Raw genomic sequence first — 25385 nt, forward strand, 5'->3', positions numbered from 1 at the left:
GGGCGGCGGCCGGCACCGCGGATCGGCTACGCCTCCCGGATACGCAACGCTCGTGCCAGGTCGTCGAGTTCGTCCACGAGCTTGCGGCGCAGCGCCGGGGTGAGGTCGGCCTCGCTCAGGCACTGCTCACCCCGGTGCAGGGTGTCCGCGCTCACGGCGTGGCGGGGGAACGCCCAGCGGCCGGCGGCGGTGGCGATGGCGGGGCCGCGGCGGGCCGCGACGGCGGGTACGTCGGTCCAGTACCGCTCGACGTACTCCGCCAGCAGGTCGGCCTGTTCGGGCTGCCAGAAGCCCTGTGCGGTGGCGGTGAACAAGTAGTTGGACAGGTCGTCGGTGGTGAACATCGCCTCCCAGGCGCGCCGCTTGGCGTCGGCGTCGGGCAGGGCGGCGCGGCAGCGGGCGGCGCCTTCCTGGCCGGTGGCGCTGGGGTCCCGGTGGAGTTCCTCCGCGATGGCCGCCTCGTCCACGGCGCCGAGGACGGCGAGACGGCCGAGGATGCGCCAGCGCAGTTCGGGGTCGAGTTCCGGTCCGCCGGGCACGGTGCCCTCGGCGAGCCAGGCGGCGATGGTCTCGGGGTGGGCGGCGGCGTCGATGTAGTGGCGTACGGCGATCAAGCGCAGTCCGGGGTGGGAGCCGTCCTCGGTGCGGCGGATCAGGTCGCGGCACAGCGCGCTGAGGGTGGCGAGCGCGGCGGGCCGGTCGGTGGGGTCGCCTCCCTGCTCGAGCGGGGTCGAGGGCGGGGGGGAGGGCAGGTAGCGGTCGGCGACGTGACCGGCGGCGAAGGCGAGGACGCCCTCGAGCAGGGCCAGGTCGGTCTCGTGCGGGAGATGGGCGCGCGCGGCCTCCAGGTAGGCGGCGGCGGGCAGGTCGCCGTCGCGCACGGCGTCGCGCAGGGCGTTCCAGACGACCGCCCGGGTCAACGGTTCCGGCAGGCCCGACAGGGCGCCGCGCACGGTCTCGAAGGACTCGGGGTCGAAGCGGACCTTGGCGTAGGTGAGGTCGCCGTCGTTGAGCAGGAGCAGGGCCGGGCGCTTGCCGAGGGGCCGCGGCGCGCTCTGCGGGACGTCGAGGTCGACGCGTTCGCGCAGGGTGAGGTCGCCGTCGTCGGCGGGGGTCTGGTCGTAGACGCCGACGGCGATGCGGTGCGGGCGGCTGCCGTCGTGGTCGACGGTGAGGGAGTACGTGCCGTCGTCGGCCTGGGTCAGACGCGGAGTGAGGGTGTCGACGCCGGTGGTGCGCAGCCAGGCGTCGGCCCAGGCGTGGACGTCGCGGTCGGTGGCGCTCGCCAGGGAGTCGATGAAGTCGGCGAGGGTGGCGTTGCCGAACCGGTGGCGGGCGAAGTGGGTGTTGATACCGGTGAGGAAGTCCTTCTCGCCGAGCCATGCGACCAGTTGGCGCAGCGCGGAGGCGCCCTTGGCATAGGAGATGCCGTCGAAGTTGAGGAGCGCGGAGGCGGTGTCGTCGACCGCTTCCGGGGCCACCGGGTGGGTGGAGGGCCGCTGGTCGGCGTCATACCCCCAGGCCTTGCGGGCGACGCCGAAGTCGGTCCAGGTGTCCGTGAAGCGGGTGGCTTCGGTGAGGGTCTGGTAGCCCATGTACTCGGCGAAGGACTCGTTCAGCCAGATGTCGTCCCACCACTTGAGGGTGACGAGGTCGCCGAACCACATGTGGGCCATCTCGTGGGCGATGACCATGGCGCGGGTCTGGCGCTGGGTGTCGGTGACGGCGGAGCGGTAGACGAACTCGTCGCGGAAGGTGACCAGCCCGGGGTTCTCCATGGCGCCCGCGTTGAACTCGGGGACGAAGGCCTGGTCGTAGGAGTCGAAGGGGTAGGGCTCCTCGAACTTCTCGTGGTACCGGTCGTAGCACTGGCGGGTGATCTCGAAGAGTTCGTCCGCGTCCGCGTCGAGGTGGGGGGCCAGGGAGCGGCGGCAGTGGATGCCGAAGGGCAGTCCGCGGTGTTCCGTGCGCACGGAGTGCCAGGGGCCGGCGGCGACGGCCACCAGATAGGTGGAGATGAGGGGGGTGGTGGCGGCACGCCAGATGCCGTCGTCCTGGTGGGTGGTGATGCCGTTGGCGAGGACGCTCCAGCCCTCGGGGGCCGTGACGGTCAGGTCGAAGACGGCCTTGAGGTCGGGCTGGTCGAAGGCGGCGAAGACGCGCTGGACATCGTCCATGAACAGCTGGGTGTAGACGTAGGTCTCGCCGTCGGTGGGGTCGGTGAAGCGGTGCATGCCCTCGCCGGTGCGCGAGTAGCGCATGGCGGCATCGATGCGCAGTTCGTGCTCACCGGCGGTGAGGCCCTTGAGCGGGAGCCGGTCCTCGGCGAGCGTCTCGGGATCGAGGGGGTGTCCGTCCAGGGTGGCGGAGCGCAGCTCGGCAGGCTTGAGCTCGACGAAGGTGTCCGAGGCGTCTTGGTCCGCGCGCACCGTGAAGCGGATGACGGTACGGGAGTCGAAGGTCTCGTCGCCGCGGGTCAGGTCGAGTTCGATCTCGTAGCGGTGGACGTCGAGGAGCCGGGCACGGGTCTGCGCTTCGTCGCGCGTCAGTACGGACATGAAGGACATGCTGCCTGATGGCACTGACGACGCACAGTGGTGTTCCGCTACACCCGCTTTGTCCGTTCCTCGCGCTGCTTCCGGGGAGGGTCGGGGGTCGTTCGGGCGGCGGGGTCCTCTCGCTGGCTCGGAAGGTTCGCTTCCGGACGCGGAAGGTTCGCGTCCGGGTGCGCGAGGGCGCGCGCCGGAGGCGGGATGCTGCCTGCCGGAGGCGGGACAGGCTGATCGAGCCGGGCGCGCAGGGCGCGTACTTCCCGCTCCAGGGCCTGCGAGCGCTGATGAGCGTCGTAGAGGTAGCGGACCTTGGTGCGCAGGGCCCAGGGGTCGACGGGTTTCATCAGGAGGTCGGCGACGCCGAGCCCGTAGGCGGCCGAGGTGAGTTCGGCGTCGGGGCCGAAGCCGGTGATCAGGATGACCGGGATGTGCTGGGTCTGCTCCAGGCGCCGCAGGTAGCGCACGACGTCGAGGCCGCTGACCTGGGGCATGCGCACATCGAGGAGAAGCAGGCCGACCTGGCCGCGCAGTACCTCCTTGAGCGCGGCGTCACCGTTCGTGGCGCGGGTCAGGCGGTAGCCCAGCGGGGCAAGAGCGCTCTCCAGCGCGTAGAGCGTGTCCACGTGGTCGTCGACGATGAGAATCCTGGCATCAGACGGCATGGCCCGAGGTCCCCTCGCTTGGATGACCAGCTTATGCCCGAACCGTCCTACCGTGCGTTCCTTTGACCTGACAAAGAGTCATCCGGCCGACTGGGTACGGCCGGAGCGTAGAGAGCGTTTGCGGAGTTCGGAGCGCTCGGAGCAGATGGCCGGGCGGCCGGGCCGGGTGTCACTCCCCCGGAGCGTCGGAGCCGGACGTGGCGTCATCGGCGATGCGCTCGTGGTGCCGGATGACCTCGGCGATGATGAAATTGAGCAGTTTCTCCGCGAACGCGGGGTCGAGTTTGGCGTTCTCGGCGAGCCGGCGCAGCCGGGCGATCTGGGCGGCCTCACGGGCCGGGTCGGCGGGCGGCAGTTGGTGGGCCGCCTTGAGGTGGCCGACCTGCTGGGTGCACTTGAAACGCTCGGCGAGCATATGGACGACGGCGGCGTCGATGTTGTCGATGCTGTCGCGCAACCGGGCGAGTTCGGCACGGACGGCGGGGTCGGCGTCCCCGGCGGCGGAGTGGCGGGAGGTCATGGCCGTCCACCCTACGGGGCTCCACCGAAGGGCGGTCCTTCCTGTCCGGAGTGCGGATCGCTCCGACGGCGTACGTCCCCACAACGCGCCCGGGCGGACCGGCGCGCCGATGCGGCGGAGGCGGTCGTCGGGCACAAGAAAGCGCCACCGGAGGCGGCGGTGGTCCGCACACGGCGTACGGGTCGTGCACGCCGTGTGCGGAGGAAACCGTCGTACCCACCCCTCTCCGCCCAGCGCCTGCACTCGGCCCACCCGCCTGCCCCGCGGCGCCTGGGTCGGTGCGGTGGGCGGCAGGCGGGGATGCCTACGGGGTGGGTGCCCGCGTCCGGGGCGGGCCGCGGACGCCCCCTGCCCTCCGGGGATACGGCCGTGCGCGTCGGGCTAGAGGCCGGACGCGGCGCGGGCTATGTCCGCCGCGAACGTCGAGACTTCGGTGTAGACACCGGGGTAGCCGGCCCGTGCGCAGCCCTCGCCCCAGCTGACGATGCCGACCTGGAGGTACGCACCGGTGTCGTCCTTGCGGAACATGGGGCCGCCGGAGTCGCCCTGGCAGGTGTCGACGCCGCCCTGCGGGAAGCCGGCGCAGATCTCCTCGCCGGGCACCAGATCGCTGCCGTACGCCCGCTGACAGGTGGCGTCGTCGACGAAGGGGACCGTGGCCTTGAGCAGATAACGCTGCTGACCGCCGCCCTCACTGGTCGCGCCCCAGCCCGCGACGGTGAAGTCGCCCTTGTTGTACGCGGTCGTGGTGGCGATCTTCAGGGTGGGCAGGTCGATGGGCTGGGCAAGCTTGATCAGCGCCCAGTCCCTGCCCTTTCCGTTGTAGCCGGGGGCCTGCAGGACCTTGGTGGACCTCACCTTGATCGCGCTGCCGCTGCGCAGGTCGACGACACCGGCGGTGGCGGTGATGGATGTGTTGCTGCCCGATCCGCTGACGCAGTGCGCGGCGGTCAGGACGATGTCGCCGGCGTACAGGGCGCCGCCGCAGCCCATGGACAGCCGCACCATGAACGGGAACTCGCCCTGGGCGGCCCGTGTTCCGCCGACCACCGGTTGGGGTGCGGCCTGCGCGGACAGGGGCTGGAGGGACAGGGCGGCGAGTGCGACCGTGACGGCCGCGACGGCTCTCTTGAGGCCGCTGATCTTCTTCAGGAGCTTCAACGTGCTTCCTTCCGTGGGGGGTTGACCGCATGGCGGCAGCACGCGAGATCACACGTGGCATGCTCTCGCCAAGTCTTTACGGATTATTTGGAGAACCGGTCGAGGCGGCAAGAACCGGTTTCCGGCCAGTGGGCGGCGCGGCGCGACGCCCACCCCGCCGCGCACGCTCGGCCGCCGGGAGGAAGCACGCATACAGTGGATGCCAGTGCCGGCGTCTGAAGGGGGTGCGGACGTGGCGAACGGCGGCCCGGTCGAGCACGGCTACCCGCATCTGGACACGGTGCGGGCGGCGATCACCGCCCTGTACAAGCGGCTCTCCTGCGACACCATCCGCACCTTCGCGGCCAGCGTGGCCCCCGCCGACGTGGCCTTCTCCGATCTGGACGACCTGCATCTGGGGGCGCAGCGTGTGGCGCGCGAGCTGGTGCGGCACTACCGGCTGCCGGACGCCCGGATGATCATCGGCTTCCGTGAGATGACCCATGCGGCCAACGTCGAACTCGCCGCGGGCCCGGAGTACTTCATCGAGCTCAACGACCGGTTCCGCACCCATCGCCGGGACATCGGCGCGGCCCTCGCGCACGAGGTGATGCACGTCTATCTGCACCGCCTCGACCTGTCCTTCCCCGGCACGAGGGACAACGAGATCCTCACCGACACCGCGGCGACCTACCTGGGCGCGGGCTGGCTGCTCCTGGACGCCTTCCGCGAGGACAAGGCGTCCTCGCAGAAGCTCGGCTACCTGACCCCGGAGGAGTTCGGCTACGTCCTCGCCAAGCGGGCGCTGCTGTTCGGCGAGGACCCTTCGATCTGGTTCACCAGCCCGCAGGCGTACACCGCGTACACGAAGGGCATGGCGCAGGCCCGCCGGGACGAGCAGCAGCCCCCGCTGACCGCCGCCGGCTGGGCGGGCCGCCGCCGCTACGCCCGGGACCGCCGCCACGCCGAGGACCACTCCGCCCCCGGCCCGCATCCGGGCGTCCCGTACGACTTCACCCCGGCCGGCCGCGGCCCGCTGCGCGTCTCCTTTCCCTGCCCCACCTGCCACCAGCGCATCAGAGTGCCCGTGCGAGGGCGGGTGCGGGCGCGCTGCGGGCTGTGCCGGACCGTTCTGGAGTGCGACACCTGAGGCGCGGCCGCCGGGCCATACGGCGTGAGAGGAAGCGCCGAAGTGGCACGGAACACCTCAAATGTCTTTGCGCGGTGGGCCTTCGGAGAGCGAGGGTCGAAGCATGGACACGCACGAGCCGCCGGGGCTGTTCACGGCGGTGTACGAAGGGGACGAGGACGCGGTCGTACGGCTGCTGCGCACGGGAACGAGTCCCGAGTCGGTCGACGCGGAGGGCCAGACGGCCCTGTACCTGGCGGCGGTCGGCGACGCACCGGGCGTCGTACGGCTGCTGCTGACGGCCGGAGCGGATCCCGACCGCCTGAGCGCGGGCGCCGACGCGCCGCTGTGCGGTGCCGCCTGCGGGGGGCACATCGAGGTGGTACGGGCACTGCTGGCGGCCGGGGCCACCGCGGACCTGGAGGAGGATTACGGGTTCCGCGCCTTGACCTGGGCGGTGCAGCGGGGGCACGTGGAGATCGTCCGGGCGCTGCTGGCCGCCGGCGCGGATCCGGACCTGCCCGGCCCTGCGGGCCAACCCCCGCTGGTGGCTGCCGCCCGGCGCGGCTCGCCCGGCTGCGTACGGGCCCTGCTGGACCACGGGGCGCGGGCCCGCGGGGAAGCGCTCGCCGAGGCCCGGCGCTGGATGCGCCTGGATGTCGCGGCCGAACTGCGCGCGGGACTCGAGTCGACGTACGGACCGGGGCACGAGTACGTCACGCGCCGCCGGGAGGAGGAGCCCGGGGCCGTGACGGTCGAGGTCACGCTGGTGCGCGAGGGCCGGCCGGCGGCGGGGAACGACCAGCAGACCGGACATGCCGCGATAGCGGGCCTCCTGGAAAACGGACCCGGAGCACGCGGCGGCTGACCACTCAGGGACGCGGACTACTGCGCCCCGTAGACCGCCCCGGGCGTCTCTGCCTGAGCCAGCAGTTTCAGTGCCGTCTCCCCCGCCTCGGCCGCAGTCCGGCGTGCTCCCCCGTCGGCGCTCGGACCCCGCTTCCACCCCTCCATGACGCTGATCCGCCCGCCCTCCGCCTCGAAGACGCGGCCGGTGACCCCCGCGCTCGCGGCGGAGCCGAGCCAGACGACCAGGGGTGAGACGTTCCCTGGCGCCATGGCGTCGAACCCGGAGGCGGGCGCGGCCATCGTCTCGGCGAACGTCCGCTCGGTCATCCGGGTGCGTGCGGCGGGTGCGATGGCGTTGACCTGCACTCCGTAGCGCTTCAGTTCCGCGGCCGCGACCAGCGTCAGAGCCAGGATCCCGGCCTTCGCCGCGCTGTAGTTCCCCTGTCCCACCGACCCGGACAACCCTGCTCCGCTGCTGGTGTTGACGACCCGCGCGCACGGGACGCGCCCGGCTTTGGCCTCGGCACGCCAGTACGCCGCAGCGTGCCTCAGCGCCAGGAAGTGGCCTTTGAGGTGCACGCGCAGCACTGCGTCCCAGTCGTCCTCGTCGAGGTTGACCAGCATCCGGTCGCGCAGAAAGCCGGCGTTGTTCACGAGAGTGTCGAGCCGGCCGAAGGTCTCGAGAGCGGTCGCCACCAGGGACGCGGCCCCCGCGCTTGTCGCGATGTCACCGCCGTGCCCCACCGCCTCACCGCCCGCGGCGCGAATCTCCGCCACGACCCGGTCGGCCGGGTCGCCGTTCCCGGGGCCGCCGTCGAGGCCGACCCCCAGATCGTTGACGACGACCCGCGCGCCCTCGGCGGCGAACGCGAGGGCGTGGGCGCGGCCGAGACCGCGCCCCGCCCCGGTGACGATCACTACTCGGCCGTCGGCGATACCCGTCATGTCGTGTCCCCTCGTCCGCTTGTGTCGCTGGATCGACTTGTCCATCTGTCGTCACGGGCATGCCTGTTGACGCCGGTACGCGCTCGCTGAACGGCCGTGGGGTGCTTCTCCGCCTTCGCGGCCTCCTCGACCGTCTCCTCGCAGTCGGCAGGTGCGTAGGCCCTCGGCCGTGAAGAGCGTCCGTGCGCAACCGTCGGATGCCTGAGCCCACAGCCGTGAAGACCGCCCGCCTGCACCCGTCCGGTGCCCCTTGCCCCGCTCGTCACAGTCGTTCGCCTGCGACCGCCTGCCCCGCCCGTCACGTTCGGTCGCCTGCGGCCGCCGCGTCCAGGAACGCCGGTCGTTCCCCTCCCCCGTGGACGAGCAGGCTGGCTCCGGTGATGTATGCGGCAGCGTCCGAGGCGAGGAAGACGGCGGCCGCGCCGACATCGGACGGCTCGGCGAGTCGCCCGAGCGGGACGGTGCGGGAGACGGCCGTGATGCCGTTCTCGTCGCCGTAGTGGAGGGACGACAGTTCGGTGCGGACCATTCCGGCCACGATCGTGTTGACGCGCACCTCCGGCGCCCACTCGACCGCCATGGAACGGGCCAGATTCTCCAGGCCCGCCTTGGCCGCTCCGTAGGCGGCGGTGCCCGGCGAGGGGCGGCTGCCGCTCACGCTGCCGATCATCACGACCGCTCCCCTGGCGCGCCGGAGATGGCCGTACGCGGCGAGGGAGACCGTCAGCGGCGCAATGAGGTTGAGTTCGACGACCCGGGCGTGCCGTTCGGGTCCGGCGTCGGCGAGGAGCCGGTAGGGGGCGCCGCCCGCGTTGTTGACCAGCACGTCGAGGCGGGGCAGCGCGTCGAAGAACTCCCGTACGGCAGCCGGGTCGCGCACGTCCAGCGGCGCGAACTCGGCACCCTTGGCCGGTGCTTCGGGCGGCCGCCGGGCGCACACCACCACCTCGGCGCCGGCCTGGACGAACGCGCGGGCGATCCCCGCGCCGACGCCGCGGGTGCCGCCGGTGACGACGACTGTCCTCCCCCGCAGACCGGCGGTGACCCCGTCCTTCGAGTTGTCCACAGGGGCCTCCCGCAGGGATGCGTGGGCTGCTAGCTTCGAATCGCACCTAACAAACGTTTGGTGGAAAGGTAGCTGATGTGCCCATGGGTGTCTCCACCTCGTGCCCGGAAAAAGGGATCGCCGTCGTCACGGTCGGCTTCCCGCCGGTGAACGCGTTACCGGTGGCCGGCTGGTTGGACCTGGCCGACGCGGTGCGGTCGGCCGGCCGCGCCCCCGAGACCCGCTGTGTCGTGCTGGCCGCGGAAGGACGCGGTTTCAACGCGGGTGTGGACATCAAGGAGATACAGGCCGAGGGCGGTAGCGCGCTGATCGGGGCCAACCGCGGTTGCCTCGAGGCGTTCTCGGCGGTCTACGAGTGCGAGGTACCGGTGGTGGCGGCGGTACAGGGCTTCTGTCTGGGCGGCGGGATAGGTCTCGTCGGCAACGCGGACGTGATCGTGGCGAGCGATGACGCGGTCTTCGGCCTGCCCGAACTGGACCGCGGCGCGCTGGGCGCGGCCACTCATCTGGCCCGGCTGGTCCCCCCGCACCTGATGCGCGCCCTGTACTACACCTCGCGCACGGCGACCGCGGCCGAACTGCACGCGCACGGTTCGGTGTGGCGTGTCGTACCACGGGACGGACTGCGCGCAGCAGCCCTTGAGCTCGCCCGGGAGATCGCCGCGAAGGACGGCGAGCTGCTGCGGCTCGCCAAGGCCGCCATCAACGGCATCGACCCGGTCGACGTGCGCCGCAGTTACCGCTTCGAGCAGGGCTTCACCTTCGAGGCCCATGTCAGCGGCGTGGCCGACCGCGTCCGGGACAGGTTCGGGAAGGAGGACGCGTGAGGGACAAGACGATGACGGCCGACGAGGTCGTCGCCCGGCTGGAGAGCGGTATGACCCTCGGCATCGGCGGCTGGGGCTCCCGCCGCAAACCGATGGCGCTGGTACGGGCGCTGCTGCGCTCCGGGATCAACGACCTCACGGTGGTCTCGTACGGCGGTCCGGACGTCGGCATGCTCGCGGCCGCAGGGCGGATCCGCAGACTGGTCGCCGCGTTCACGACCCTGGACACGATTCCGCTGGAACCGCACTACCGGGCGGCCCGTGAGGGCGGCGCGTTCGAACTCGTGGAGGTCGACGAGGCGATGTTCATGTGGGGCCTGCACGCGGCGGCGAACCGGCTGCCGTTCCTGCCGGTACGGGCGGGTGTCGGCTCGGACGTGATGCGGGTCAATCCCGGCCTGCGGACGGTCACTTCACCGTATGGGACCGAGTGGCCGTTCACCGGCGCGGACGAGTCTGAGGAAGGGACGGCGGCTCCCGGACCGCGCGAGGAGTTCGTCGCGATGCCCGCGCTGCGGATGGACGCCGCTCTGGTGCATGTCAACCGCGCCGACCGGCTGGGCAACGGTCAGTACCTGGGCCCGGACCCGTACTTCGACGACCTGTTCTGTGAGGCGGCCGACACGGCGTACGTGTCGTGCGAGCGGATCGTCGACACCGCGGAGCTGACGAAGGAGGCCGCACCGCAGACGCTGCTGATCGGACGGCACACCGTGACCGGCGTGGTGGAGGCGCCGAACGGAGCGCATTTCACGTCCTGCGCCCCCGACCACGACCGGGACGAGGCCTTCCAGAAGCACTACGCCACCACGGCGTGGCCGGCGTTCGCCGAGCAGTTCCTCTCCGGGGACGAGCAGGCGTATCAGTCGGCCGTCCGGTCCTGGCACCGGGAGCGGTCATGAGCCCGGTGACCCGCGCCGAGTACTGCGTGATCGCCTGCGCCGAGGCCTGGCGCGACGCGGGGGAGATCCTCGCCGGCCCGATGGGCCCGGTGCCGTCCGTCGGTGCGCGGCTCGCCAAGCGCACCTTCTCGCCGGACCTGCTGCTCACCGACGGCGAGGCCATGCTGGTGGACGCCGACGGCACGGTGGAGGGCTGGCTGGCCTACCGTCGGCATCTGACCCTGGTCACCGGAGGCAGACGGCACGTGATGATGGGCGCGAGCCAGATCGACCGCTTCGGAAATCAGAACATCTCCTGCGTGGGCGACTGGGCGAAGCCCCGGCGGCAGCTGCTCGGGGTGCGCGGGGCACCGGTCAACACGCTCAACAATGCGACCAGCTACTGGATACCGCGGCACTCACGGCGGGTGTTCGTCGAGCGGGTCGACATGGTGTGCGGGGTGGGGTACGACCGCGCGGCCCGGCATCCGGCCACCGCTCGCTTCCACCGCATTCCGCGTGTGGTGTCCGACCTCGGCGTCTTCGACTTCGACACCCCGGACCACTCGATGCGGCTGGCCACGCTGCATCCGGGGGTGACGGTCGAGGAGGTACGGGAGGCGACCGACTTCGAGCTGACGGTCCCGCAAGAGGTGCCGTACACCCGTGAACCGACGCCGAAGGAGCTGCGGTTGATCCGTGAGGTGATCGACCCGCTGGGCATACGGGAGCGCGAGGTTCCCGATCGCGGCCCCCGGGTGCCCGGTAGCGGCCCCGAGGCTGCCGATCGCGCCCCCGAGGTTCCGAGTCACACCCCTGGTGTCCGCCGTGACCCGGACGGCCGGAGCCCCGGTCCCGGCGGCGCCTTCCCCGACGGGCACCCGGCGGGCGGAGGCTGTTGATGGACACGGCGCTGACCCGGCTCATGGGAGTCAGGCATCCCGTCGTCCAGAGCGCCATGGGCTGGGTGGCCGGACCGCGCCTGGTCTCCGCCGCGGCGAAGGCGGGCGCGCTGGGCATCCTGGCCTCCGCGACGATGACGCCCGACCGGCTGCGGGAGGCGATACGGGAGGTCGCGTCCCGCACGGACGCCCCGTTCGGGGTGAACCTGCGGGCAGACGCCGGGGGCGCGGGCGACCGGGTACGGATCATGATCGAGGAGGGTGTGCGCGTCGCCTCCTTCGCGCTGGCGCCCTCGCGGGAGCTGATCGCCGAACTGAAGGCGGCGGGAGTGGTGGTGATTCCGTCCGTGGGGGCCCGGCGGCACGCGGAGAAGGTGGCCGCCTGGGGCGCGGACGCGGTGATCGTGCAGGGAGGTGAGGGCGGCGGTCACACCGGCGAGGTCGCGACGACCGTACTGCTGCCGCAGGTGGTGGAGGCGGTGGACATACCGGTGGTGGCGGCGGGCGGCTTCAGCGACGGACGGGGGCTGGTCGCGGCGCTGGCGTACGGGGCGGCCGGCATCGCGATGGGCACGCGGTTCCTGCTGACCTCGGACTCGACGGTGCCGGAGGCGGTCAAGGCGCGGTATCTGGCGGCGACGGTGAAGGACGTGACGGTGACGAGGGCGGTGGACGGTGTGCCGCACCGCATGCTGCGTACGGAACTGGTCGACGCCCTCGAACGGTCCGGCCGCGCGAGGGCCCTGCTGCGGGCCGTGCGCCGGGCGGAAAGGCTGCGGAAGCTGTCCGGGCTCAGCCGGCGGCAGATGATCCGCGACGGTCTTGCCCTCAAGCAGGGCAGGGAGTTGACGTGGGGACAGGTCCTGCTGGCCGCGAACACGCCGATGCTGCTCAAGTCCGCCATGGTGGACGGGCGGACGGACCTCGGGGTGATGGCCTGCGGGCAGGTCGCCGGAGTGATCGACGACCTGCCGTCGTGCGCGGAGCTGGTGGACCGGATCATGGCGGAGGCGGAGGAGGTGCTGAAGGGCCTGGAATCGCTCAGAGCCGTTCGATGATCGTCACGTTCGCCTGGCCGCCGCCCTCGCACATGGTCTGCAGACCGAAACGGCCACCGGTCCGCTCCAGTTCATGGAGCAGGGTCGTCATGAGCTTGGCTCCGGTCGCGCCCAGCGGATGGCCCAGAGCGATGGCGCCGCCGTTGACGTTGACCTTCGCCGGGTCGGCGCCGGTCTCCTTGAGCCAGGCGAGGACGACCGGGGCGAACGCCTCGTTGATCTCGACGAGGTCGATGTCGTCGATCGTGAGACCGGTCTTCTTCAGGGCGTGCGCGGTCGCCGGGATCGGGGCGGTCAGCATGCGGATCGGGTCCTCGCCACGTACGGAGAGGTGGTGGATGCGGGCGCGCGGGGTCAAGTCGTGTTCGCCTACGGCCCGTTCCGAGGCCAGCAGCAGGGCCGCCGCGCCGTCGGAGACCTGGGAGGAGCAGGCGGCGGTGACGGTGCCGCCCTCGATGACCGGCTTCAGCCCGGCCATCTTCTCCAGCGAGGTGTCCCGGCGCGGCCCCTCGTCGACGATGACGTGCCCATAGGGGACGATCTCCCGCTCGAAGCGGCCCGCGTCGATGGCGCGCAGTGCGCGCTGGTGCGAGCGCAGCGCGAACTCCTCCTGGTCGCGCCGGGTGATGCCCCATTTGGCGACGATCGCTTCGGCGCCGTGGAACTGGTTGACGGGCTGGTCGCCGTAGCGGGCGCGCCATCCCTCGCTGCCCGCGAACGGCCCCTGGGTGAGGCCCAGCGGTTCGGCGGCCTGGCGGGAGGCGAAGGCGATCGGGATCTGGGACATGTTCTGCACACCGCCCGCGACCACCAGGTCCTGAGTGCCCGACAGCACGGCCTGCGCGGCGAAGTGCACGGCCTGCTGCGAGGAGCCGCACTGCCGGTCGACGGTCACACCCGGTACCTCCTCGGGCAGCCCGGCCGCGAGCCACGAGGTGCGGGCGATGTCCCCGGCCTGCGGTCCGACCGTGTCGAGACAACCGAAGACGACGTCCTCCACGGCTGCCGGGTCCACACCGCAGCGCTCCACCAGCGCCTTGAGCACATGCGCCCCCAGGTCGGCGGGATGGACCCCGCTCAGACCGCCCCGGCGCCGCCCGACGGGCGTACGGACCGCTTCGACGATGTAGGCCTCGGTCATGGTGGACTCCCTTGGAGAGGAAAGGGGTTGATGTACGGGTTACTCCCGTACGGCGATGCCGTCGAGCACCATCGACAGGTACTGCCGGGCGATCTCCTCCGGACTGTGCTGCCCGCCGGGCCGGTACCAGGACGCGGCGACCCACACCGTGTCGCGCACGAACCGGTAGGTGAGCCGGACATCGAGGTCGGACCGGAAGACCCGGGCGGCGACCCCGTGCTCCAGCGTGGACAGCCATGCCTTCTCGAACTTGCGCTGTGACTCGGCGAGGAACGTGAACCGTTCCTGTGCCACGAGTTGCTTGGACTCCTTCTGGTAGATCGCGACGGCGGCGCGGTGCCGGTCGATCTCCCGGAAGGACTCGGTGACCAGCGCCTCGAGCGTTTCGCGCGGGCCGAGTTCGGCGTCCAGGACGGTGTCGTAGCCGTCCCAGAGCTCGTCGAGGAACGTGCGGAGGATCTCCTCCAGCATCGATTCCTTGGAATCGAAGTGGTAGTAGAGGCTCCCCGCGAGCATCCCGGCGTGGTCCGCGATCTTGCGTACGGTGGTGGCGTTGTAGCCCTGCTCGGCGAAGACCTCGGCTGCGGTGTCGAGGAGTTCGCGGCGGCGCGCGGGCGCGGCGGTCACCTGGGGCTTCTTCTTGGTCGGCACGGGTCCATTGTGATCCCGGTGGAGCTGGTCCATCGCACGGCTCTAGGCGTGCTGGCTGCTGACGGCGACGACCTCGCCGGTCATGTAGGAGGAGTAGCCGGACGCCAGGAAGACGATCACATTGGCCACTTCCCATGGTTCCGCGTACCGTCCGAAGGCCTCACGCGTGGTCAGTTCCTCGAGGAGTGCGGGGGTCGTCACCTTCGCCAGGTAGGGGTGCATGGCGAGGCTCGGCGCGACCGCGTTGACCCGTACTCCGTACTCCGCGGCCTCGATCGCGGCGCAGCGGGTCAGGGCCATGACGCCCGCCTTCGCGGCGGCGTAGTGGGCCTGTCCGGCCTGGGCGCGCCAGCCGATCACGGAGGCGTTGTTGACGATCACGCCGCCCTCCGTGCCCTTCATCGCGCGCAGGGCCGCCCGGACACAGCGGAAAGTGCCACCCAGGTTCACATCGAGCACCTTCGACCACTGCTCGTCGGTCATGTCGGCCAGGGCCGCGGTGCCGCCCAGTCCGGCGTTGTTGACGACGATGTCGAGCCGGCCGTGCGACCTGGCGGCCGTGTCGAAGAGCGCCTGCACCTGGGACTCGTCGGTGACGTCGCAGGCGACCGCGGTCACCGCGCCGCCGAACTCCCGGCCGAGCTCCCGCTCGTACTCCTCGAGGCGGCTCACATGGGCGTCGCTGATCACCACGCGTGCGCCTTCCTCCAGGAACCGGCGCGCGGTCGCCGAGCCGATCCCCGCCCCGGCCGCGGCGGTGATGACGGCGGTGCGGCCCTTCAGCAGCCCGTGCCCGGGCACGTACGACGGACTCTCGACGCCTGTCATGGGCCCACGCTAACCTACCAAACACTTGTTAGGGAAGCCGCCTTCGAAGGGTACCGGACGTGGACCTCACCCACTCACCCGCCGACCAGGCCTTCCGCGCCGAGGCCCGGTCCTGGCTCGCCGCGCATGTGCCCGCGGACCCGCTGCCCTCCCTGGAGACGGAGGAAGGGTTCGCGGCCCACCGCGCATGGGAGGCCGAACTCGCCGCGACCCGCTGGTCGGTGGTGTCCTGGCCACGCGCGTACGGCGGACGGGACGCGGGTCTTGTGCGGTGGCTGATCTTCGAGGAGGAGTACTACGCGGCGGGCGCACCGGGCCGCGTCGGTCAGAACGGCATCAATCTGCTGGCGCCGACCCTGTTCGAGCACGGTACCGAGGAACAGCGGGCCCGGGTGCTCCCGCCGATGGCCACCGGCGAGGAGGTCTGGGCGCAGGCGTGGTCGGAGCCCGAGGCCGGCTCCGACCTGGCCTCCCTCAGGTCCAAGGCCGTACGGACGCGGGGGGGCTGGCTGCTCGGCGGGCAGAAGACGTGGTCCTCACGGGCCGCTTTCGCCGATCGCGCATTCGGTCTGTTCCGCAGCGATCCGGAGGCGGCCAGGCCCCACCACGGCCTCACCTACCTCATGTTCGACCTGCGCGCTCCTGGTGTGACCGTCCGGCCCATCGGCCGTCTCGACGGCAGGGCCGCCTTCGCCGAGATCTTCCTGGACGACGTCTTCGTCCCGGACGAGGACGTGCTCGGCGAACCCGGTCAGGGCTGGCGGGTCGCGATGGCGACGGCGGGCAACGAACGCGGGCTCACCCTCCGCTCTCCCGGCCGCTACCTCGCCGCCGCCGACCGACTGCTGGAGCTGTGGGGGGCCCACGGCAGCCCGCCGTCGGCGAGCGACCGGGTCGCCGACGCCCTGATCGGCGCCCGCGCCTATCAGCTCTTCACCTACGCGGGCGCCTCCCGGTTCCTGGACGGCGAGCCGATCGGTGCGGAGTCCAGCCTGAACAAGGTCTTCTGGTCGGAGTTGGACATCGCGCTGCACGAGACCGCGCTCGATCTGCTGGGCGCGGACGGCGAATTGGCGGACGGTGCCTGGACCGAAGGCTATGTCTTCTCCCTCGCGGGCCCCGTCTACGCTGGCACCAACGAGATCCAGCGCGACATCATCGCCGAGCGTCTGCTCGGCCTGCCGAAGGGCCGCCGCTGATGCGTTTCCTGCCGACCGACGAGCAGCGCGCCTTCGCCCGCTCGCTGGACGCACTGCTGACCGACGCCGACACGCCGGCGGTCGTACGGTCCTGGAGCGCGGGCGACCACACGGCCGGGCGAGCACTGTGGTCCCAGATCGCGGAGGCGGGGGTCTTCGCGCCGGCGGCCCCCGAGGCGTACGAAGGGGCGGGCTCGCTGCCCGTGGAGCTCGCGGTGGCCTTCGTGGAGCTTGGGCGCCACGCGGTACCGGGTCCCCTCGTGGAGACGGTGCTCGCGGCGGTCCTGCTCGCGGACCTACCCGAGCGCGCCCAGGGGCTGCTGCCCCAGTTGGTCTCCGGCAAAGCCGTGGCCACGGTCGGTGCGCCGTACGCCCTGGACGGGGACATGGCCGATGTCGTCCTCGCACTGAGCGACCGTCAGGTGTGGCTGTCGCCCGGCTGCCGACCGGGGACGAAGCCGTCGCTCGATCCGGCACGGCGGCTCGCCACACCGCTCCCCGGCGGAGAACTGCTGTGCGCCGGGGTTCCCCCGTCCGCGCTCGGCTGGGCGCGCCTGGCCACCGCCGCCCAGGCCCTGGGCGTGGGCCTCGCTCTCCTCGAGCGGACGGTCGCATACGTCAAGCAGCGCGCTCAGTTCGGCGTGCCCATCGGCTCGTTCCAGGCGGTCAAGCATCGGCTGGCCGACGCCCTGACCGCCTTGGAGTTCGCACGCCCGCTGCTCTTCGGAGCCGCCCTGACGATGACCCCGGCAGACCTCGCCGCGGCCAAGGTCGCGGCCTGCGAGGCGGCGTACACGACCGCACGCACCGCACTGCAACTGCACGGCGCGATCGGCTACACCGCCGAGTACGACCTCTCCCTCTGGCTCACCAAGGCACGTGCGCTGCGCACGGCGTGGGGCGGGCCGGCGGAGTGCCGCGCCGCCGTACTCAGCGGCGCCCGCCCGCGCGGCTGAAGGCCGGCGTGACCGGCGCCCTCACCTCACGATGCCCTGGGCCCGGGCCGCTGCGAGCCACTGGGGGAACTCGCCCACCAGCCGGTCGTACAGTTCGGCGTCGGACACCTTCCGCGGGTCCGAACCGGCGTGGAAGAAGCCCGCGTTGTCGACCATGCGCTTCTGCGGTACCGGCAGCTCGTCGAGTCTGCGCAGGAAGTCGAACTGCTTGCTGTCCGGGTCCCCGAACCCGATGAACTGCCAGAACATCGGCAGCTTGGCCGCCTTGCACAGATAGCGTTCCGCGGCGGCCCTGTTGATGGGGCCGCCGTCGGTCTGGAAGACGACGAGGGCCGGGTCCTTGGAGCCGCTGTCCAGGTAGTGGTCGATGACGGCGTCCATCGCCAGGTGGTAGCTGGTTTTGCCCATGTGCCCGAGTCCGGCCACGATCGTGTCGATCCGGCCCTGATGGTGGTCGAGCGATATCGCGCTCACGGCGTCGATGTCCGTGGAGAAGAAGACGAGCGGCACGCTGCCGTCGTCGTCGAGGTGCGCGGACAACCCGAGCACCCGCTCGGCGAGCGCCTGCACACTGCCGTCCTTGTAATACGGCTTCATGGACCCGGAGTAGTCGACGACCAGGTAGACGGCGGCCCGCTGTCCGCCCAGCCCATGCTTGGTGAGGGACACCCCGGCGCTCTTGTACAGGCTGACCAGCGCGGGGGCGGTCTCCTCGACCTTGCGGAGGCTGATCGCGGCCATGCGAACTCCTTGCGCCGGGCGGGACGGGAGGCCGACGTTACGCCACCGCCGCCCCCGCCGATCGCCTTCCCCGTAGGTTCGCTATTTTGTTCGCCGCCGTCCCCACCGGCTCACCACCCGTCCAACCCCGTTCGAGGAGCCGGCTGTGGAGTCCGAGTCCACCGTCACCACCTGCTACCGCCACTCCAAGGTGGAGTCGCATGTGCGCTGCGTCCGCTGCGACCGCTACATCTGCCCGGACTGCATGCGCGAGGCGGCTGTCGGCCACCAGTGCCCGGAGTGCGTGAAGGAGGGGGCCCGGTCGATCCGCCAGGCCCGCACGGCGTTCGGTGGCCGGATCACCACCGCCCCCGTGGTGACGTATGTGCTGATCGGCCTCAACGTGCTCGCCTACCTCGGTGAGCTGGTGCGCCCCGCGATCGAGGACCGGTTCGCGATGCTGGGGGCCGGGCTCCGGGACGCGATCGGCGGACACTATCTGTGGCAGTACCCGTATTCGCCCGAGTGGCACGCCGAGGGTGTCGTGGCCGGGCAGTGGGAGCGCCTGCTGACCGGCGCGTTCCTGCATCTTCCGCCCACTCAGGGGACGTTCGGGATCCTGCACATCGTGATGAACATGGTGTCGCTGTGGAACATCGGGCGGGTGGTCGAGGCACAGCTGGGCCGCGTCCGCTACCTCGCGCTCTATCTGCTGTCGGCCCTCGGCGGGTCGGTGCTCGTCCTGCTGCTCGCGCCCGGCACCTCGACGGTCGGCGCGTCCGGCGCCATCTTCGGGCTGGGCGCCGCGTACTACGTCATGGCCAAGCGGCTCGGCGCCGACATGAGCACCGTCAACCGTTTCATGGCGGGCCTGCTGGTGTGGCTGCTGATCTCCGCCGGCCTCACCTCCTGGCAGGGGCACCTCGGCGGTCTGCTGGCCGGCGGGCTGGTCACGCTGGTGTACGCGTACGTGCCCAGGGGCCCGCGTCGCGGCATGATCCAGACGGCCGCCTGCCTCGGACTTCTGGTGCTGCTGGTGCTGCTGACGGTGGGCAAGGTGACGGAGCTGACGGGATGAGCGGCGCGGACCGCCGTCGTTGAACCGTCCCCGGACGCGCCGCGGCGCCCGCCCAGAGTCCGGTCGGGGACAGAGGCGGGCGCCGTGCTCAGTTCCGTACGCCGTTGTACGGGACGTGGGTGGGGGCCGTCAGACCGCCAGACTACGGTCCGTGGGACGGATCGGGGCGGGCAGGTCGCTGGCGCCCGTGAGGAAGCGGTCGACACCGCGGGCGGCCGAGCGGCCCTCCGCGATCGCCCACACGATCAGGGACTGGCCGCGGCCGGCGTCGCCCGCCACGAACACGCCCGGAACGTTGGTCTGGAAGTCGGCGTCGCGAGCGATGTTGCCACGCGCGTCCAGCTCCAGGCCGAACTGCTCGACCAGGCCGTTCTGCTGGTCCGTGCCGGTGAAGCCCATGGCGAGGGTGACCAGCTGCGCCGGGATCTTGCGCTCGGTGCCCGGCTTCTGGGTCAGCTTGCCGTCCACGAACTCGACCTCGGCCAGGTGCAGCCACTGCACATTGCCGTCCTCGTCGCCCTCGAAGTGGGTCGTGGAGGCCGAGTAGATGCGCTCGCCGCCCTCCTCGTGGGCCGAGGTGACCTTGTAGAGGACCGGGAAGGTCGGCCACGGCTGGCTGACCGGGTGCCGCTCGTCGTTCGGGCGGGGCATGATCTCCAGCTGGGTGACGGAGGCCGCGCCCTGGCGGTGGGCGGTGCCGACGCAGTCCGCGCCGGTGTCACCGCCGCCGATCACGATGACGTGCTTGCCCTCGGCCGAGATCGGCGAGGTCACGTAGTCGCCCTCCTGCACCTTGTTGGACAGCGGCAGGTACTCCATGGCCTGGTACACACCCTTGAGCTCGCGGCCGGGGACCGGGAGGTCACGTGCGGTCGTCGCGCCCGCGGCGATGACCACGGCGTCGTACCGCTTGCGCAGGTCCGTCGCCTTGAGGTCCTGGCCGATCTCGACACCGGTACGGAAGCGGGTGCCCTCCGCGCGCATCTGCTCGATACGGCGGTTGATGTGTCGCTTCTCCATCTTGAACTCGGGGATGCCGTAGCGGAGCAGACCGCCGACACGGTCCGCGCGCTCGTACACCGCGACCGTGTGGCCGGCCCGGGTCAGCTGCTGGGCGGCGGCGAGACCCGCCGGACCGGAGCCGATGACCGCGACGGTCTTGCCGGACAGGCGCTCGGGGGCCTGCGGCTTGACGTCACCGCTGTCCCACGCCTTGTCGATGATCGAGACCTCGACGTTCTTGATGGTGACCGGCTGCTGGTTGATGCCGAGCACGCACGCCGACTCGCAGGGCGCCGGGCACAGGCGGCCGGTGAACTCCGGGAAGTTGTTCGTGGCGTGCAGCCGCTCGGAGGCCTCGGTCCAGTCCTCGCGGTAGGCGTAGTCGTTCCACTCGGGGATGAGGTTTCCGAGCGGGCAGCCGTTGTGGCAGAACGGGATGCCGCAGTCCATGCACCGGCTGGCCTGCTTGCTGATGATCGGCAGCAGCGAGCCGGGAACGTAGACCTCGTTCCAGTCCTTGACGCGCTCACCCACCGGACGGGACGTGGCGACCTCGCGGCCGTGCGTCAGGAAGCCCTTGGGATCAGCCATTGGTCGCCGCCTCCATCATCTTCTCGGTGATCTCGGTCTCGGTGAGACCGGCTCGCTCGGCGGCGTCCTTGGCGGCGAGCACTGCCTTGTACGTGCTGGGGATGATCTTGCTGAAGCGCTCCACGGAGACGGGCCACTCCGCGAGGAGCTTCTCGGCGACCGTGGAACCGGTGTCCTCGGCGTGGCGGCGCACCACGTCGTGCAGCCACTGCTTGTCCGTGTCGTCCAACGGCTCGATGGAGCCCTGGTTGCCGGCGTTGACGTTGTCGCGGTCCAGGTCGACGACGTAGGCGATACCGCCCGACATGCCGGCCGCGAAGTTGCGGCCCGTGGGTCCGAGCACCACGGCCTGGCCACCGGTCATGTACTCGCAGCCATGGTCGCCCACGCCCTCCGACACCACGAGCGCACCCGAGTTACGGACACAGAACCGCTCACCCGTACGACCGCGCAGGAACAGCTCACCACCGGTCGCGCCGTACGCGAGGGTGTTGCCCGCGATCGTCGAGTACTCGGCGAGGTGCTCGGCGGCGCGGTCCGGGCGCACGATGACCCGGCCGCCGGACAGGCCCTTGCCGACGTAGTCGTTGGCGTCGCCCTCCAGGCGCAGCGTGATGCCGCGCGGCAGGAAGGCGCCGAAGGACTGGCCCGCCGAACCCGTGAAGGTGATGTCGATGGTGTCGTCGGGCAGGCCCGCCCCGCCGAACTTCTTCGTCACCTCGTGACCGAGCATGGTGCCGACCGTGCGGTTGATGTTGCGGATCGCGACCTGGGCGCGCACCGGCTGGGCGTCGGCCTGGGAGTTCGCGGCCAGCGCGTCGGCGGCGAGCTTGATCAGCTCGTTGTCGAGCGCCTTCTCCAAGCCGTGGTCCTGGGCGATCACCTGGTGGCGCACCGCGCCCTCCGCCAGTTCGGGCACGTGGAACAGCGGCGCCAGGTCCAGGCCCTGGGCCTTCCAGTGGTCGACGGCCCGGGTGACGTCGAGGGCCTCGGCGTGGCCGACGGCCTCCTCGATGGAGCGGAAGCCCAACTCCGCGAGGAGTTCGCGGACCTCCTCGGCGATGAACTGGAAGAAGTTCACGACGAACTCGGCCTTGCCGGTGAAGCGCTCGCGCAGCACCGGGTTCTGCGTGGCGATGCCGACCGGGCAGGTGTCCAGGTGGCAGACGCGCATCATGATGCAGCCGGAGACGACGAGCGGCGCGGTCGCGAACCCGAACTCCTCGGCGCCGAGCAGCGCGGCGATGACCACGTCACGGCCGGTCTTCAGCTGTCCGTCGGTCTGCACGACGATGCGGTCGCGCAGGCCGTTGAGCAGCAGGGTCTGCTGGGTCTCGGCGAGACCGAGCTCCCAGGGACCGCCGGCGTGCTTCAGCGACGTGAGCGGGGAGGCGCCGGTGCCGCCGTCGTGACCGGAGATCAGGACGACGTCCGCGTGCGCCTTGGAGACACCCGCGGCGACCGTGCCGACGCCGACCTCCGAGACCAGCTTCACGTGGATCCGCGCCTGCGGGTTCGCGTTCTTCAGGTCGTGGATCAGCTGGGCCAGGTCCTCGATGGAGTAGATGTCGTGGTGCGGCGGCGGCGAGATCAGGCCGACGCCCGGCGTCGAGTGCCGGGTCTTGGCCACCCACGGGTAGACCTTGTGGCCGGGCAACTGGCCGCCCTCGCCGGGCTTCGCGCCCTGGGCCATCTTGATCTGGATGTCGTCCGCGTTGACCAGGTACTCCGAGGTCACTCCGAAGCGACCGGAGGCCACCTGCTTGATCGCCGAGCGGCGCGCCGGGTCGTACAGGCGGTCCGGGTCCTCGCCGCCCTCACCGGTGTTGGACTTGGCGCCCAGCTGGTTCATGGCGACGGCGAGCGTCTCGTGCGCCTCCTTGGAGATGGAGCCGTACGACATGGCGCCGGTGGAGAAGCGCCTGACGATCTCGGAGACCGACTCGACCTCGTCGATGGAGATCGGCGCGCGGTCGGACTTGAAGCCGAACAGGCCGCGCAGCGTCATCAGGCGCTCGGACTGCTCGTTCACGCGGGACGTGTACTTCTTGAAGATGTCGTAGCGGCCGGTGCGCGTGGAGTGCTGGAGGCGGAAGACCGTCTCCGGGTCGAACAGGTGCGGCTCGCCCTCGCGGCGCCACTGGTACTCGCCGCCGATCTCCAGCGCGCGGTGCGCGGGAGCGATGCCGGAGGCCGGGTAGGCCTTGGCGTGGCGGGCGGCGACCTCCTTGGCGATGACGTCGATACCGACGCCGCCGATCTTGGTGGCCGTGCCGTTGAAGTACTCGTCGACGAAGGCCTCGTCCAGGCCGACGGCCTCGAAGACCTGGGCGCCGCGGTAGGAGGCGACGGTCGAGATGCCCATCTTGGACATGACCTTCAGGACGCCCTTGCCGAGGGCGTAGATCAGGTTGCGGATGGCCTTCTCGGTCTCGATGCCCGGCAGGAACGTCCCTGCGCGGACCAGGTCCTCGACGGACTCCATCGCCAGGTACGGGTTGACCGCCGCGGCGCCGTAGCCGATCAGCAGGGCGACGTGGTGGACCTCGCGGACGTCACCGGCCTCGACCAGCAGGCCCACATGACTGCGCTGCTTGGTACGGATGAGGTGGTGGTGGACGGCGGCGGTGAGCAGCAGCGACGGGATCGGCGCGTGCTCGGCGTCCGAGTGGCGGTCCGACAGGACGATCAGGCGGGCGCCGTTCTCGATGGCGGCGTCGGTCTCCGCGCAGATCTCCTCGAGGCGCGCGGCGAGGGCGTCGCCGCCACCGGAGACCCGGAAGAGACCGGAGAGCGTCGCGGCCTTCATACCGGGCATGTCGCCGTCGGCGTTGATGTGGATGAGCTTGGCCAGCTCGTCGTTGTCGATCACCGGGAAGGGCAGCACGACGCTGCGGCAGGAGGCCGCGGTCGGCTCCAGCAGGTTGCCCTGGGGGCCGAGCGACGAGCGCAGGGAGGTGACCAGCTCCTCGCGGATGGCGTCCAGCGGCGGGTTGGTGACCTGCGCGAACAGCTGGGTGAAGTAGTCGAAGAGCAGACGCGGACGCTCGGACAGCGCGGCGATCGGCGAGTCGGTGCCCATCGAGCCGATCGGCTCGGCGCCGGCCTTGGCCATCGGCGCGAGGAGGACGCGCAGCTCCTCCTCGGTGTAGCCGAAGGTCTGCTGGCGGCGGGTGACCGAGGCGTGGGTGTGCACGATGTGCTCGCGCTCGGGCAGGTCGCCCAGCTCGATCTCACCGGCCTCCAGCCACTCCTGGTACGGGTGGGCCGCGGCGAGCGTCGCCTTGATCTCGTCGTCCTCGATGATGCGGTGCTCGGCGGTGTCGACGAGGAACATACGGCCGGGCTGCAGCCGGCCCTTGCGGACGACCCTGGCGGGGTCGATGTCGAGGACGCCGACCTCGGAGCCGAGGACGACGAGGCCGTCGTCGGTGACCCAGTAGCGACCGGGGCGCAGACCGTTGCGGTCGAGCACGGCGCCGACCTGGGTGCCGTCGGTGAACGTGACACAGGCGGGGCCGTCCCAGGGCTCCATCATCGTGGAGTGGAACTGGTAGAAGGCGCGCCGGGCCGGGTCCATGGACTCGTGGTTCTCCCACGCCTCCGGGATCATCATCAGCACGGAGTGCGGCAGGGAGCGGCCGCCGAGGTGCAGCAGCTCGAGTACCTCGTCGAAGGACGCGGAGTCCGAGGCATCCGGGGTGCAGACCGGGAAGATCCGCTCCAGCTTCTCCTGGGGGCCGAACAGGTCGGACACCAGCTGCGACTCGCGGGCGCGCATCCAGTTGCGGTTGCCCTTGACCGTGTTGATCTCGCCGTTGTGCGCGACGAAGCGGTACGGGTGGGCGAGCGGCCAGCTCGGGAAGGTGTTGGTGGAGAAGCGCGAGTGGACCAGCGCGATGGCCGTGGCGAAGCGACGGTCGGACAGGTCCGGGAAGAACGGCTCCAGCTGGCCGGTGGTGAGCATGCCCTTGTACACGATCGTGCGCGCGGACAGCGACGGGAAGTACACGCCGGCCTCGCGCTCGGCGCGCTTGCGCAGCACGAAGGCCTTGCGGTCGAGGTCGATGCCCTTGGCGGCGTCTCCCGCGGTGACGAAGAGCTGACGGAAGGCGGGCATCGTGGAGCGGGCGGCCGCGCCCAGCAGCTCGGGGGCGACCGGGACCTCACGCCAGCCGAGGACGGTCAGGCCCTCACCGGCCGCGATCGTCTCGATCTGCGAGACGGCCTCGGCGGCGCCCGGCTCGGGCAGGAAGGCGATACCGACGGCGTAAGCGCCCGCCTCGGGCAGTTCGAATCCGGCCACCTCACGGAAGAAGGCGTCGGGCACCTGGGAGAGAATGCCGGCACCGTCACCCGAGTCGGGCTCGGAGCCGGTGGCACCGCGGTGCTCCAGGTTGCGCAGTACGGTCAGCGCCTGCTCGACCAGCCCATGGCTCGCCTCGCCGGTGAGGGTGGCCACGAACCCGACGCCGCAGGCATCGTGCTCGTTGCGGGGGTCGTACATACCCTGCGCAGCAGGGCGAGCATCCATGAACGACCAGTTCTGGCCATTCGCGGAATGCTGGGACGGCTGGCGCGGCGTACGCATCGGCTCTCCCGTCGTCGTCATGTGGCATATGGCAGTGCCGAGGGACGACGTTGGCCCTCTGCGAAAAAATTTCGTGCAGGTTACATGATGGAGCGCT

Annotated in this window: 20 protein-coding genes and 1 pseudogene; 9 read left to right on the forward strand and 12 right to left on the reverse strand. The window is 71.1% G+C overall.

Annotated elements, in window-relative coordinates; translation table 11 throughout:
- Positions 1-26: 26 nt before the first annotated feature.
- The 4 genes from pepN to ACWDA7_RS05195 form a co-directional block, all read right to left on the reverse strand.
- Positions 27-2567, reverse strand: coding sequence for an aminopeptidase N (gene pepN, locus ACWDA7_RS05180; RefSeq protein WP_450602826.1), 2541 nt, complete (start codon positions 2565-2567; stop codon positions 27-29).
- 38 nt (positions 2568-2605) lie between these two features.
- A complete protein-coding gene (locus tag ACWDA7_RS05185) occupies positions 2606-3214 on the reverse strand; it encodes a response regulator (protein WP_450602827.1) in 609 nt (202 codons plus the stop codon).
- A 169-nt stretch (positions 3215-3383) separates the two neighbouring features.
- Complete coding sequence (locus ACWDA7_RS05190) at positions 3384-3734, reverse strand: chorismate mutase (protein WP_450602828.1); 351 nt, start codon at positions 3732-3734, stop codon at positions 3384-3386.
- Positions 3735-4115: 381 nt separating this feature from the next.
- Entirely contained in the window at positions 4116-4895 is a 780-nt protein-coding gene (locus ACWDA7_RS05195; RefSeq protein ID WP_450602829.1) for a S1 family peptidase, read from the reverse strand.
- Between the two features lie 232 nt (positions 4896-5127).
- Here ACWDA7_RS05195 and ACWDA7_RS05200 point away from each other — a divergent pair, with 232 nt between their 5' ends.
- Together ACWDA7_RS05200 and ACWDA7_RS05205 are read left to right on the forward strand one after the other, a co-directional pair.
- On the forward strand, positions 5128-6024 hold the full coding sequence (locus tag ACWDA7_RS05200) for a hypothetical protein (protein ID WP_450602920.1): 897 nt from the start codon (positions 5128-5130) through the stop codon (positions 6022-6024).
- A gap of 103 nt (positions 6025-6127) precedes the next feature.
- Positions 6128-6871 (forward strand): ankyrin repeat domain-containing protein, encoded by a 744-nt coding sequence (locus tag ACWDA7_RS05205; protein ID WP_450602830.1) that lies wholly within the window; start codon positions 6128-6130, stop codon positions 6869-6871.
- Between the two features lie 17 nt (positions 6872-6888).
- On the opposite strand, the gene ACWDA7_RS05210 is transcribed toward ACWDA7_RS05205, so the two are convergent.
- Together ACWDA7_RS05210 and ACWDA7_RS05215 are read right to left on the reverse strand one after the other, a co-directional pair.
- Positions 6889-7797, reverse strand: a complete 909-nt coding sequence (locus ACWDA7_RS05210) for an SDR family oxidoreductase (protein WP_450602831.1) — start codon at positions 7795-7797, stop codon at positions 6889-6891.
- Between the two features lie 298 nt (positions 7798-8095).
- Positions 8096-8863 carry an SDR family oxidoreductase gene (locus ACWDA7_RS05215; protein WP_450602832.1) on the reverse strand — a complete coding sequence of 256 codons (768 nt, stop codon included), beginning with the start codon at positions 8861-8863 and terminating at the stop codon, positions 8096-8098.
- An 83-nt stretch (positions 8864-8946) separates the two neighbouring features.
- Here ACWDA7_RS05215 and ACWDA7_RS05220 point away from each other — a divergent pair, with 83 nt between their 5' ends.
- From ACWDA7_RS05220 to ACWDA7_RS05235, 4 genes and pseudogenes are all read left to right on the forward strand, one after another.
- Entirely contained in the window at positions 8947-9690 is a 744-nt protein-coding gene (locus tag ACWDA7_RS05220) for an enoyl-CoA hydratase family protein (RefSeq protein ID WP_450602833.1), read from the forward strand.
- A complete protein-coding gene (locus ACWDA7_RS05225; protein ID WP_450602834.1) occupies positions 9687-10592 on the forward strand; it encodes a CoA transferase subunit A in 906 nt (301 codons plus the stop codon). Before ACWDA7_RS05220 ends, ACWDA7_RS05225 begins: the two co-directional genes overlap by 4 nt.
- Positions 10589-11311: pseudogene (locus tag ACWDA7_RS05230) on the forward strand (CoA-transferase subunit beta); the annotation flags it as partial. The gene ACWDA7_RS05225 and the pseudogene ACWDA7_RS05230, both read left to right, overlap by 4 nt.
- Before the next feature lie 161 nt (positions 11312-11472).
- A complete protein-coding gene (locus tag ACWDA7_RS05235) occupies positions 11473-12531 on the forward strand; it encodes an NAD(P)H-dependent flavin oxidoreductase (protein WP_450602835.1) in 1059 nt (352 codons plus the stop codon).
- Here the strand turns inward: ACWDA7_RS05235 and ACWDA7_RS05240 are convergent.
- The 3 genes from ACWDA7_RS05240 to ACWDA7_RS05250 are packed head-to-tail and all read right to left on the reverse strand — an operon-like array spanning position 12515 to position 15151.
- Positions 12515-13672, reverse strand: a complete 1158-nt coding sequence (locus tag ACWDA7_RS05240; RefSeq protein WP_450602836.1) for an acetyl-CoA C-acetyltransferase — start codon at positions 13670-13672, stop codon at positions 12515-12517. The genes ACWDA7_RS05235 and ACWDA7_RS05240 overlap by 17 nt on opposite strands.
- 39 nt (positions 13673-13711) lie before the next feature.
- Positions 13712-14323: a TetR/AcrR family transcriptional regulator gene (locus ACWDA7_RS05245; protein ID WP_450602837.1), complete on the reverse strand. Its 612-nt coding sequence runs from the start codon at positions 14321-14323 to the stop codon at positions 13712-13714.
- 42 nt (positions 14324-14365) lie between these two features.
- Positions 14366-15151 (reverse strand): SDR family oxidoreductase, encoded by a 786-nt coding sequence (locus tag ACWDA7_RS05250; protein WP_450602838.1) that lies wholly within the window; start codon positions 15149-15151, stop codon positions 14366-14368.
- A gap of 59 nt (positions 15152-15210) precedes the next feature.
- Here ACWDA7_RS05250 and ACWDA7_RS05255 point away from each other — a divergent pair, with 59 nt between their 5' ends.
- Positions 15211-16350 (forward strand): acyl-CoA dehydrogenase family protein, encoded by a 1140-nt coding sequence (locus ACWDA7_RS05255; RefSeq protein ID WP_450602839.1) that lies wholly within the window; start codon positions 15211-15213, stop codon positions 16348-16350.
- Positions 16350-17306, forward strand: a complete 957-nt coding sequence (locus tag ACWDA7_RS05260) for an acyl-CoA dehydrogenase family protein (RefSeq protein WP_450602840.1) — start codon at positions 16350-16352, stop codon at positions 17304-17306. Before ACWDA7_RS05255 ends, ACWDA7_RS05260 begins: the two co-directional genes overlap by 1 nt.
- 21 nt (positions 17307-17327) lie before the next feature.
- Here ACWDA7_RS05260 and ACWDA7_RS05265 read toward each other — a convergent pair whose 3' ends face one another.
- Positions 17328-18047 (reverse strand): vWA domain-containing protein, encoded by a 720-nt coding sequence (locus ACWDA7_RS05265; RefSeq protein WP_450602841.1) that lies wholly within the window; start codon positions 18045-18047, stop codon positions 17328-17330.
- 145 nt (positions 18048-18192) lie between these two features.
- Between ACWDA7_RS05265 and ACWDA7_RS05270 the strand changes: the two genes are divergently transcribed.
- The gene (locus tag ACWDA7_RS05270; RefSeq protein ID WP_450602842.1) at positions 18193-19104 is read left to right on the forward strand and encodes a rhomboid family intramembrane serine protease; all 912 of its coding nucleotides are present in this window, start codon (positions 18193-18195) and stop codon (positions 19102-19104) included.
- Positions 19105-19233: 129 nt separating this feature from the next.
- On the opposite strand, the gene ACWDA7_RS05275 is transcribed toward ACWDA7_RS05270, so the two are convergent.
- Positions 19234-20697 carry a glutamate synthase subunit beta gene (locus tag ACWDA7_RS05275; RefSeq protein WP_450602843.1) on the reverse strand — a complete coding sequence of 488 codons (1464 nt, stop codon included), beginning with the start codon at positions 20695-20697 and terminating at the stop codon, positions 19234-19236.
- Positions 20690-25288, reverse strand: a complete 4599-nt coding sequence (gltB, locus tag ACWDA7_RS05280; protein WP_450602921.1) for a glutamate synthase large subunit — start codon at positions 25286-25288, stop codon at positions 20690-20692. Before gltB ends, ACWDA7_RS05275 begins: the two co-directional genes overlap by 8 nt.
- Positions 25289-25385: the final 97 nt, after the last annotated feature.

Source organism: Streptomyces sp. NPDC001156, assembly GCF_053598275.1.

Bases quoted from the DNA above. Each gene is read 5' to 3' on its own strand.
- ACWDA7_RS05190 (WP_450602828.1), bottom strand. From the start codon at position 3,734: ATGACCTCCCGCCACTCCGCCGCCGGGGACGCCGACCCCGCCGTCCGT.
- ACWDA7_RS05210 (WP_450602831.1), bottom strand. From the start codon at position 7,797: ATGACGGGTATCGCCGACGGCCGAGTAGTGATCGTCACCGGGGCGGGG.
- ACWDA7_RS05220 (WP_450602833.1), top strand. From the start codon at position 8,947: ATGGGTGTCTCCACCTCGTGCCCGGAAAAAGGGATCGCCGTCGTCACG.
- ACWDA7_RS05260 (WP_450602840.1), top strand. From the start codon at position 16,350: ATGCGTTTCCTGCCGACCGACGAGCAGCGCGCCTTCGCCCGCTCGCTG.
- gltB (WP_450602921.1), bottom strand. From the start codon at position 25,288: ATGCGTACGCCGCGCCAGCCGTCCCAGCATTCCGCGAATGGCCAGAAC.
- ACWDA7_RS05265 (WP_450602841.1), bottom strand. From the start codon at position 18,047: ATGGCCGCGATCAGCCTCCGCAAGGTCGAGGAGACCGCCCCCGCGCTG.
- ACWDA7_RS05185 (WP_450602827.1), bottom strand. From the start codon at position 3,214: ATGCCGTCTGATGCCAGGATTCTCATCGTCGACGACCACGTGGACACG.
- ACWDA7_RS05235 (WP_450602835.1), top strand. From the start codon at position 11,473: ATGGACACGGCGCTGACCCGGCTCATGGGAGTCAGGCATCCCGTCGTC.
- ACWDA7_RS05250 (WP_450602838.1), bottom strand. From the start codon at position 15,151: ATGACAGGCGTCGAGAGTCCGTCGTACGTGCCCGGGCACGGGCTGCTG.
- ACWDA7_RS05240 (WP_450602836.1), bottom strand. From the start codon at position 13,672: ATGACCGAGGCCTACATCGTCGAAGCGGTCCGTACGCCCGTCGGGCGG.
- ACWDA7_RS05275 (WP_450602843.1), bottom strand. From the start codon at position 20,697: ATGGCTGATCCCAAGGGCTTCCTGACGCACGGCCGCGAGGTCGCCACG.
- pepN (WP_450602826.1), bottom strand. From the start codon at position 2,567: ATGTCCTTCATGTCCGTACTGACGCGCGACGAAGCGCAGACCCGTGCC.
- ACWDA7_RS05205 (WP_450602830.1), top strand. From the start codon at position 6,128: ATGGACACGCACGAGCCGCCGGGGCTGTTCACGGCGGTGTACGAAGGG.